This is a genomic window from Sphaerisporangium sp. NPDC049002 (assembly GCF_040649355.1).
Lineage (GTDB): Bacteria > Actinomycetota > Actinomycetes > Streptosporangiales > Streptosporangiaceae > Sphaerisporangium.
Genome location: NZ_JBEZFH010000257.1, coordinates 1 through 9435 on the forward strand (window position 1 = coordinate 1; position 9435 = coordinate 9435).

The following is a 9435-nucleotide window of genomic DNA, read 5'->3' on the forward strand; positions in this document are numbered from 1 at the left end:
GGCGGGCTGTCGGCCGCCGCGCGGCTCGCCGCCGACCGCGTCTACGACGAGCTCTACAGCGACCAGAACGCGTACGCCGCCATCGAGCGGGCTCTTCCCGCGCTCACGCTGAGCAATCCGCGGGAGCTCAAGAGGTATGTGAACGTGTTCCGGTTCTACTCCGTCGTCACCTACAGGCGCGCCCTGGCCGGAGCGCCACGGGCGAGCGACGAGGAGGTGGCCAAGCTCGCGGTGCTGACGATCCGCTGGCCGCATCTGCTCTCCCTGCTGGCACGGGAAGCGGACAGCGTGGGACACGCGCGGCCGCAGGCCTTCCCCGAGCCGGGCGGGCCACAGCGCGGGAGCGGTCAGACGGTGCTCGACCGGCTGGAGCGCGCGGCGGCCGGCGCGAGAGATGACGAATGGGCGGGCGCCCTCACCGAGGCGGGGCTGCTGAGTAACGCGAGGGCCGGAACGGCCCGCTGGGACGCGCTGCGCGCCCTGCTGTCCGCCCGGCCCTCGATCGCCTACCTCGCGCGCGACCTGCTCTGACGCCCTGCTCCGGCGCTGCCGGAACGGATGGACGGCCTCCGGGCCTTGACCACCCGGAGAGCCCGAAATCGCTCAGCGCTGCGCCTGGATCATCCAGTGCTGCTTCTCCAGGTCCTGGGTGATCTCGATGAGGAGGTCCTGCGTGACCGGATCGGCCTCTTCCGTCGTGTTCACACGCTCGCGCATGCGCGAGATGACGGCTCCGAGGATGTCGGTGAACGCCGCGACGACCTTCCCGTCGTCGATGTAGCCCGCGTCGAGCGGGTGGATCTGGGTGTCGCGGGCGACGGTGGCCACGCGCCCGTCGGGGTTGACCCCGAGGGCCACGGCACGCTCCGCCGCGTCGTCGGCGCGGTTCCTCGCGATGCCGACGATCTCGTCCAGCTGCAGGTGCAGCGACCGGAAGTTGCGCCCGATCAGATTCCAGTGAGCCTGCTTGCCCGCCAGTGAGAGGTCGAGCAGGTCGATGAGCGCGCCCTGGAGGGCCTCACCGGTGATCTTCTGGTTGTCGCCTGAAAGAGGGCTGGTGATCTGGGCCATGAAGTTTCTCCCCCTCAAGAGTCGTTTATGGCCTTCGTACCTAGAACGCCCTAACCGGTCTGCGTCGTTCTAAACGTTGACACTGTAATGATTGCAGTGTCATTATCGAGGTATGAGTGACACCTGGACCATCGGCGAGCTGGCGGAGCGGGCGGCGACCACACTGCGCCCCACGCAGCGGCCCAACGGCCGGGTTCGCGACGTGCCCAACGAGCGGCTCATCCGGTGGTACACGACGATCGGCCTGCTCGACCCGCCGCTGACCCGCCGGGGCAGGGTCGCGCTGTACGGCAGGCGCCACCTCCTCCAGCTGATCGCGGTCAAACGCCGGCAGGCCGACGGTCGTTCCATCGCCGACATCCAGGCCGAGCTGGCGGGCGCGGCCGACTCCACGCTCGAAGCCATCGCGAACATCCCCGCGGACGGCCTCCCGCCCGGTGGCACCGGCCCCGACGGCGACCTCGACGGGAAGCCGGGCCTTCCGGCCGCCCGCCCGCGCTTCTGGGCGCAACGGCCGGCGGCCCCCGCCGAGGCCGCCCCGGAGCCCGCCGCCGCAGCCGTGCCCGCGGGCCTGCCCGGCCTCGACGGCGACGCCCCTCCAGGCGCGCGCCTCCCCGGGCTCGTCCACGGCGTGCGGCTCGCGCCGGGGGTCACTCTGCTGCTCGAAGGGCGGGCGGCCGGGCCCGGCGACATCGCCGCGATCCAGGAGGCCGCCGCGCCACTTCTCGCCGTACTCCGCGACCGGGGCCTGTCCGGCTCGGCCGCCGCCCATCCCGTCAACCCCGACCTCGACCGATCCCCGTCCGAAGGGATGCAATCATGACTGTTCAGATCACCGCGTTGAAGCCCGGTGAGTACACCCCGCTGCCCGACGCGGGGCTGGGCGCGCTGCGGACCGGGAAGGGGAACCTCCCGCTGGAGAGCGTCGAGGTGGACGCCCGCATCACCGCCCTCACCTGCGGCGTGGAGGTCGCCCAGGGGTTCCGCAACCCCTACGACGTGCCGCTTGAGGCGACCTACGTCTTCCCGCTGCCCGACAGGGCGGCGGTGACCGCCTTCCGCATGGAGGCGGACGGCCGGGTGGTCGAGGGCGTCCTGAAGGAGCGCGGCCAGGCCCGGCAGGACTACGACCAGGCCGTTTCCGAGGGGCGGCGGGCCGCCATCGCCGAGGAGGAGCGCCCGGACGTCTTCACCATGCGGGTCGGCAACATCGTGCCCGGCGAGCGGGTGACGGTGCGGCTGACGCTCAGCCAGCCGCTTCCGTACGAGGACGGCGCCGCGACCTTCCGCTTCCCTCTCGTCGTGGCGCCCCGTTACATCCCGGGCACCCCGCTCGACGGCCACTCGGCGGGGGACGGCGTGGCCCCCGACACCGACGCCGTGCCGGACGCGTCGCGGATCACTCCCCCGGTGCTGCTTCCCGGCTTCCCCGACCCGGTGCGGCTGTCGCTCACGGCCCGCGTGGACCCGGGCGGGCTCGACCTGCGGGAGATGCGGTCCAGCCTGCACGTGGTCACCGAGGAGGAGGGCGTCGTCCGGCTCCAGCCTGGCGAGCGGCTCGACCGCGACTTCGTCCTGCGCCTGGAGTTCACCGCCTCCAGCTCGCTCACGCTCGTACCGGACCGCGAGACAGGCGGACCCGGTGACGGCGACGGTGACGGCGACGGCACCTTCACGCTCACCGTGCTGCCGCCGGAGCAGGACGGGCGGGCGGCGCGGCGGCCGAGGGACGTGACGCTGCTCCTCGACCGCTCCGGCAGCATGGGCGGATGGAAGATCGTCGCCGCCCGCCGCGCGGCGGCGCGCATCGTCGACACGCTGACCTCGGTCGACCGGTTCGCGGTGCTGTCGTTCGACAGCGTCGTCGAACGGCCCGACAGCCTCGACGCCGGGCTCGTCCCCGCGACCGACCGCAACCGCTACCGCGCGGTCGAGCACCTCGCCCGGCTGGAGGCCCGGGGCGGCACCGAGATCCTGGAACCGATGGAGCAGGCGCTCGGCCTGCTGGACGACTCCACCAGGGAGCGGGTGCTCGTCCTGGTCACCGACGGCCAGGTCGGCAACGAGGACCAGATCCTCCAACTCCTCGGCACGCGGCTGGCCGCCGTGCGGGTCCACACCGTCGGCATCGACCGGGCCGTCAACGCGGGCTTCCTCGGCAGGCTCGCGGGCCTCGGCTCGGGCCGCTGCGAGCTGGTGGAGTCCGAGGACCGCCTGGACGAGGCGATGGAACACATCCACCACCGGATCGGCTCCCCGCTGGTCACCGGCCTGTCGCTCAAGGCCGACGGGCTCGATGTGCTCCCGGGCACGGTGACCCACCTCGGGTCGCTGTACTCCGGCGTGCCCCTGACCGTGTCGGGGAGGTTCCGGGGTCCCGCTCGCGGGGCGGTGACCGTGCACGGCCTCGCCGAGGACGGGCAGCCGTGGGAGCGGCGGCTGGAGGGGGCGGCGGCCGAGGGAGACGCGGCCAGGGCCATCTGGGCGCGGGCGCACCTGCGCCGCCTGGAGGACCGCTACGCGACCGGCGAGCACGGCCTGGAGCGGGAGATCGTCGAGACCTCGCTCAGGCACGGGGTGCTGTGCCGGTTCACCGCCTTCGTGGCCGTGGACACGCGCGTCGTCGCCGACGGCGGGCCGGGGCACCGGGTCATCCAGCCCGTGGAGCCGCCGAGCGGCTGGGACATGCCCGGCCCGGTCACCGCCGCTCCGATGATGGCCGCCGCCCCGGTCGCGTACACCAGGGACGCCGCACCGGCGATCCTCACTCTCGGCGCGCACGAGAGCGGTCCCGTGGCGGCCGGCGGCGCGCCCGGCGCTCCCAAGGCGTTCCCCCGCCCGGCTCCCCGTGGCGGTCTGTTCGCCCGCGCGGCGAGCCCGAAGATGGCCCCGACCGCCCCGCCGGTCCCGCATTCGCCCGACCTGGTACGGCCTCAGCTGGTGGAGGAGCTCGCGCGGCTGCGCGAGCGGGAGTCGCTTCCCACGCCCGAGCGGCGGCTCTACCTGGCCGACCTCGGCAGCCGCCTGGCCGCCCTCGCGGCGTACGTCGGCGGCGGCGACACCGAGCTGTCGGTCCTGGCCCGCGAGCTGTCGGCGTGCGAGGCGCCGGGCGCGGACGTGGACCGCCTGTGGCTCCGCGCGGTCACGGTGCTCGGCGAGCTGACCGGCACCACGGCGGGTTCCGCTGACGCGGCGGGCTCCGGTCACGCGGCGGGCTCCGGTCACGCGGGCGGGCAGGACGCGCCGCACGGCCGCCGTCCGCCGTTCTGGAAGCGTTCCTAGCGCTTTCGGGGCCCGGGGGCCGGGCGCCCCCGGGCCCTTCTCCGTTTCACCGAGGTGAACGGGCCGATTCACGCTCGGCCTGTTTCCGGAAAGTTACGGACCTATTGACGAGCCGTCGTGAAGTGATGATACTTCTCGGCGGAGAGCGCTCTCTCACTGTAGTTCGACCGATCTGCTACCCCCGGCACGCACCGGTGATCGATGGCCGGTACGCTCATCCCCCTCGTCCCTGTCTCGGCGGACAGAAAACGCGACACCACCTGGACCCGGGACCGCCGTCGTTCGCCGATCGGTCTTCCACCAAGGGAGAGACGATGTTAGGCAAGCGCACAAGCAGAGACGTGGGAGGCGGTGCGGGCAAACGCCTGTCGCCGCGCCTCAAGGCCGCAGGCTCCGCCCTGGCACTGCTGCTCGGCACGGCCGGGGTCGCGACCCTCGGCGCCGTGACCGTTCCCGGCACCGCCAACGCCGCCGCCCCGGCACCCCCGCCCGGTTTCACGCTGACCTGGAGCGACGAGTTCAACGGCGCGGCGGGAACCGGCGTGAACACCGGGAACTGGAAGTACGACACCGGTCCCGGCAGCAACTTCGGCACCGGCGAGATCGAGACGATGACCAACAGCACGGCGAACGTCTTCCACGACGGCGCCGGGCACCTCGTGCTCAGGGCCCTGCACTCGGGCACGGCCCCGCGCACGGGCTGGACGTCGGGCCGCATCGAGACCCAGGCGGCGACGTTCGGGGCGCCCGCCGGGGGCGTCGTGCGCATGGAGTCGGTCATCCAGCAGCCGAACGTGACCACCGCGAACGGCGCCGGGTACTGGCCGGCCTTCTGGATGCTCGGCGCCGACCTGCGCGCCGGGGTCCCGTGGCCGACCAGCGGTGAGATCGACATCCTGGAGGACATCAACGGCCGGAGTTCGGTCTTCGGCACGCTGCACTGCGGCACCAACCCCGGTGGCGTGTGCAACGAGTCGACCGGCATCGGCAGCGGCGAGCGCGCGTGCGCCGGCTGCCAGACGGGCTACCACAACTACGCGGTGGAGATCGACCGCTCGACCAGCCCCGAGCAGATCCGCTGGTACCTCGACGGGAACAACTACTTCACCCTCCCGGCGAACCGCGTGGACGCCGCCACCTGGACCAAGGCGGTGGACCACCCGTTCTTCATCATCTACGACCTGGCGATGGGCGGTGGGTTCCCCGACGCCTTCGGCGGCGGGCCCAACGCCAGCACGGTCTCCGGCGGCCAGATGAACATCGACTACGTCGCCGTCTACAACAAGGCGCCGGGCGGCGGGGGCGGCGGAACGAACATCGCCCAGGGCAAGCCCACCACGGCGTCCTCGACCGAGAACGCCGGCACGGCCGCCGCGAACGCGACCGACGGCGACGCCGGCACCCGGTGGTCGAGCGCCTTCAGCGACCCCCAGTGGCTGCGGGTCGACCTCGGCCGGTCGTACGCCATCAACCACGTGAAACTGACCTGGGAGGCCGCCTACGGCAAGGCGTACCAGATCCAGACCTCGCCGGACGGCAACACGTGGACGAACATCTACTCCACCACCACCGGTGACGGCGGGACCGACGACCTGGCGGTGACCGGCACGGGCCGGTACATCAGGGTGAACGGCACCCAGCGCGCCACCCAGTACGGCTACTCGCTATGGGAGTTCGCCGTCAACGGCAGCTAGTGGACCACCCTCTCCGGTGAGGGCCGCCGCGTGCCTGTGGACGGCACGCGGCGGCGACCGGGCGGACAAGAATCCAAGAGAGCGCTCTCTTAATTACGTCATCGATTGTTCTCCGTGGACGACCGCCATTTCGATCATCCGGCGCCCGGCGGCACGAGAAGAATTCCCTCGGGACATTCCCGTTTCAGGAACCCGGGCCGAGCTCCCGGTAGGCCGGGCGGAGGATGTCCAGCAGGGGGATGTGACGCACCTTGACCGGCGGGGGCGGAAGGGCGCGCAGCAGGAGCTCCGGGGGCGCGGCCGGGTTGCCGGACCGAGGCCTCAGGCGGCTCAGCGGCACCGGCGATGAGTAGAAGTCGCCGGCCCGATCACCGAGAGGCACGTCCTCCACGTGCAGCGGATCCGGCGACTCCTCCTCGACCGCGATCCCCCGCAGGGCGTCCAGCAGTTCCTCCTTGCCCCGCCCGCGCCAGGCGAGCACCAGGAACGGGTCCCGGTCGAACGCCTCGGCCAGCAGGTAGAGCACGGCAGACAGGTGCTTGCAGGGGAAACCCCAGTCGGGGCACGAGCACTCCATGTCCAGCTCGGCGGGGAAGAGCGGCAGCGCGAGCGCGTCGAAGACCTCCACGATCTCGGTCGGCATCTCCCCGGCCAGCAGCTTGGCGCGGTACAGCGCCTGCCCGGCCAGCGACTCCTCGATCCCCGCCCAGTCGGCCGGGCCGTACGCGGGAATCCTGACCGACACCCGGTACGGCTCGGGCCGCGACCCCTGCACCCTGGCCTTCACCACGCCGGGCGAAAGGTCGATCTCCAGCACCTGCCCCCTCCTGGCGTACGACCGGCCGCGGGCGAGCCTGCCCGCGTCGCAGACGCGTTCGAGCAGGTCGATGAACCGCCGGGACCACCACTGCTCGCCGATGGACCCGCGCCTGCTGCGCGCCTGGATGCCGCCCTCCACCCGGATGGGCGCGGAGGCCTCGAACCACCCGTCCTTCCCGACCGGCATGTCAGCTCACCGCCTCGGGGCCGAGGCGGAACAGCTCGCGCAACTGCTCGGTCGACAGGCCGGTGATCCAGTCCTCGCCGGTGCCGACGACGCTCTCGGCCAGGGCCTTCTTGCGCTCGATCATCTCGTCGATCCGCTCCTCCAGCGTTCCCACACAGATGAACTTCCTGACCTGCACGTTCCTGGTCTGGCCGATGCGGAACGCCCGGTCGGTGGCCTGGTCCTCCACGGCCGGGTTCCACCACCGGTCCACGTGGATCACGTGGTTGGCCGCGGTGAGGTTCAGCCCGGTCCCCGCTGCCTTGAGGGACAGCAGGAAGATCATCGGCTCGTCGTCGTTCTGGAAGCGGTCGACAAGCTCGTCACGCTTCCTCTTGGGCAGCCCGCCGTGCAGCCACAGCACGGGACGGTCGAGGTGGGCCGCGAGGTAGGGCTGGAGCAGCGACCCGAACTCGGCGTACTGCGTGAAGACCAGCGCCTTGTCCCCCTCCTCGACGATCTCCCCGGCCAGCTCCTCCAGCCGCGCGAGCTTCCCGGAGCGCCCGGCCAGCCGCGAGCCGTCCTTGAGCAGGTGGGCGGGATGGTTGCAGACCTGTTTGAGCCGGGTCATCGTCGCCAGCACGTTGCCGCGCCGCTCGATCCCCTCACTGTCGTCGATCTTGGCCAGCATGTCGTTCACGACCGCCTGGTACAGGCTGGCCTGCTCGGTCGTGAGCGTGCACCAGACCTTCATCTCCAGCTTCTCGGGCAGGTCGGAGATGATCGTCTTGTCGGTCTTCAGCCGGCGCAGGACGAACGGCCCCGTGGCCCGCTTGAGCGCCCTGGCCGCGTCCTCGTCGCCGCGCGCCTCGATCGGCTCCTGGTAGCGCTCCCGGAACCGCCTCGCCGGGCCGAGCAGGCCGGGGTTGCAGAACTCCATGATCGACCAGAGCTCCGCGAGGTGGTTCTCCACCGGGGTGCCGGTCAGCGCCAGCCGCGTGCGCGCCGGGATGGACCGTACGGCCTGGGCCTGGCGCGCGTCGCTGTTCTTGATCGCCTGGGCCTCGTCGCAGACCACCCGTCCCCAGGGGAACCCCGCGAGGACCCCGGCGTCCCTGAGCGCCGTGCCGTAGGTGGTGACGACCAGATCGGCCTCCCGGACCACCGCCGCCAGCTCCTCGTCCCGCTTGCGCGTGCCCCCGTGGTGGACGTACACCCGCAGCGAGGGCGCGAACCGCGCCGCCTCCTTCTGCCAGTTGCTCACCAGTGACATCGGGCACACCAGCAACGTCGGCGCCACCGCCCCCTCGCCACGCTCCTCCAGCAACAATGACAAGGTTTGGGCGGTTTTTCCCAATCCCATGTCGTCCGCGAGGATTCCTCCGAGGCCGACCTTGGACAGGAAGCTCAGCCACGACAGGCCGCGTTCCTGGTAGGGGCGCAGGCTGCCGTTGAAGGTGTCCGGGGTGGCGACCGCCGCCAGGCGGCGGTCGGCCTCTCCCGAGAGCAGGTCCCCGAGCATGCCGTCGGCGTCCACGCCGACCAGCGGCAGGTCCTCCTCGCCGCCGTTCACGACCTCCTGGAGCACCTCGGCCACGGTCATCTCGCCCGCCCGGCGTCGTTCGATCGCCGACAGCGCCGCCTTGAGCTGGCGGTCGTCCAGCTCGACCCACTGGCCGCGCACGCGCACGAGAGGGACCTTGAGCCTGGCCAGCTCCTCCAGCTCCTCCTCGCTGATCGTGTGATCGCCGACGGCCAGATCGACCTTGAAGTCCACCAGCTCGCCCAGGCCGAACCCCTGCCCCGCCGCCGCGCGGGCCGTCGTGCCCGTACGGGAGCGCGTGGTGAGCTTGAGGCCGAGCCCCTTGCGTCCCGCCCACGCCGGCAGCAGTACGCCGTACCCGGCGGCCTGGAGCAGGGGCGCGGCGCGGCGCAGGAACCCGAACGCCCAGGCGGTGTCCACCACCATGCGGGAGGGCGCCTGGGTGTGCAGGGCCGTGTACAGGTCGGGGCAGAGCCGTACGGCCCGGCCGAGGCCGGCGAGCAGGGTCTCGTCCGGGCGTCTGGGCAGGCCGGGCACGCGCCTGCCCTCCCAGATCAGCGAGGCCGGCACGTACAGGCTCGGGTCGTCGACCGATTGGAGGGCGAACTCCAGCTCCCAGGCGTCGTCGTCGCCCTCGGGCTCGCTGAGGCGGAAGCAGACCCTGATGGGCCCGTCGAGCTGGTGCGCCGACTCCATCCAGTCGCGGAGCGCCTTGCCGAGCCGCCTCACCTCGCTCGGCTCGGCGTCGGGGAGCGCGGCGTCCTCGCCGGTGAGGCCGAGCAGCCATCGGTCGGCCAGGGGGCTTTTGGGGCCGGCGCGGTTGCCGCGCAGCAGCCGTTCTGGCAGCGACCGGCGCGTCA

The 9435-nt window shown here is 72.1% G+C and carries 7 protein-coding genes; 4 read left to right on the top strand and 3 right to left on the bottom strand.

Annotated features, from left to right (window positions below; all coding sequences use genetic code 11):
• A partial coding sequence (locus AB0B89_RS32200; protein ID WP_358560316.1) for a hypothetical protein occupies positions 1-531 on the top strand: 531 nt, incomplete at its 5' end.
• Between the two features lie 72 nt (positions 532-603).
• Here AB0B89_RS32200 and AB0B89_RS32205 read toward each other — a convergent pair.
• Entirely contained in the window at positions 604-1071 is a 468-nt protein-coding gene (locus tag AB0B89_RS32205; RefSeq protein WP_358560318.1) for a DNA starvation/stationary phase protection protein, read from the bottom strand.
• A gap of 112 nt (positions 1072-1183) precedes the next feature.
• On the opposite strand from AB0B89_RS32205, the gene AB0B89_RS32210 reads away from it, so the two are divergent.
• The 3 genes from AB0B89_RS32210 to AB0B89_RS32220 all read left to right on the top strand — a co-directional run bounded on the left by AB0B89_RS32210 (position 1184) and on the right by AB0B89_RS32220 (position 6047).
• Positions 1184-1894, top strand: a complete 711-nt coding sequence (locus AB0B89_RS32210; RefSeq protein ID WP_358560319.1) for a MerR family transcriptional regulator — start codon at positions 1184-1186, stop codon at positions 1892-1894.
• A complete protein-coding gene (locus tag AB0B89_RS32215; RefSeq protein WP_358560321.1) occupies positions 1891-4353 on the top strand; it encodes a VIT domain-containing protein in 2463 nt (820 codons plus the stop codon). Before AB0B89_RS32210 ends, AB0B89_RS32215 begins: the two co-directional genes overlap by 4 nt.
• A 314-nt stretch (positions 4354-4667) precedes the next feature.
• The gene (locus AB0B89_RS32220; protein ID WP_358560323.1) at positions 4668-6047 is read left to right on the top strand and encodes a discoidin domain-containing protein; all 1380 of its coding nucleotides are present in this window, start codon (positions 4668-4670) and stop codon (positions 6045-6047) included.
• 184 nt (positions 6048-6231) lie between these two features.
• Here AB0B89_RS32220 and AB0B89_RS32225 read toward each other — a convergent pair whose 3' ends face one another.
• Both AB0B89_RS32225 and AB0B89_RS32230 read right to left on the bottom strand, forming a co-directional pair.
• Positions 6232-7053: an SWIM zinc finger family protein gene (locus AB0B89_RS32225; protein ID WP_358560325.1), complete on the bottom strand. Its 822-nt coding sequence runs from the start codon at positions 7051-7053 to the stop codon at positions 6232-6234.
• 1 nt (position 7054) lies between these two features.
• The coding region (locus tag AB0B89_RS32230; protein WP_358560327.1) for a DEAD/DEAH box helicase at positions 7055-9435 on the bottom strand (2381 nt) is incomplete at its 5' end.

What these genes read in the sequence shown, in the direction of transcription:
- AB0B89_RS32220 (WP_358560323.1), top strand. Translation starts at nt 4,668, where the DNA reads ATGTTAGGCAAGCGCACAAGCAGAGACGTGGGAGGCGGTGCGGGCAAA.
- AB0B89_RS32225 (WP_358560325.1), bottom strand. Translation starts at nt 7,053, where the DNA reads ATGCCGGTCGGGAAGGACGGGTGGTTCGAGGCCTCCGCGCCCATCCGG.
- AB0B89_RS32205 (WP_358560318.1), bottom strand. Translation starts at nt 1,071, where the DNA reads ATGGCCCAGATCACCAGCCCTCTTTCAGGCGACAACCAGAAGATCACC.
- AB0B89_RS32210 (WP_358560319.1), top strand. Translation starts at nt 1,184, where the DNA reads ATGAGTGACACCTGGACCATCGGCGAGCTGGCGGAGCGGGCGGCGACC.
- AB0B89_RS32215 (WP_358560321.1), top strand. Translation starts at nt 1,891, where the DNA reads ATGACTGTTCAGATCACCGCGTTGAAGCCCGGTGAGTACACCCCGCTG.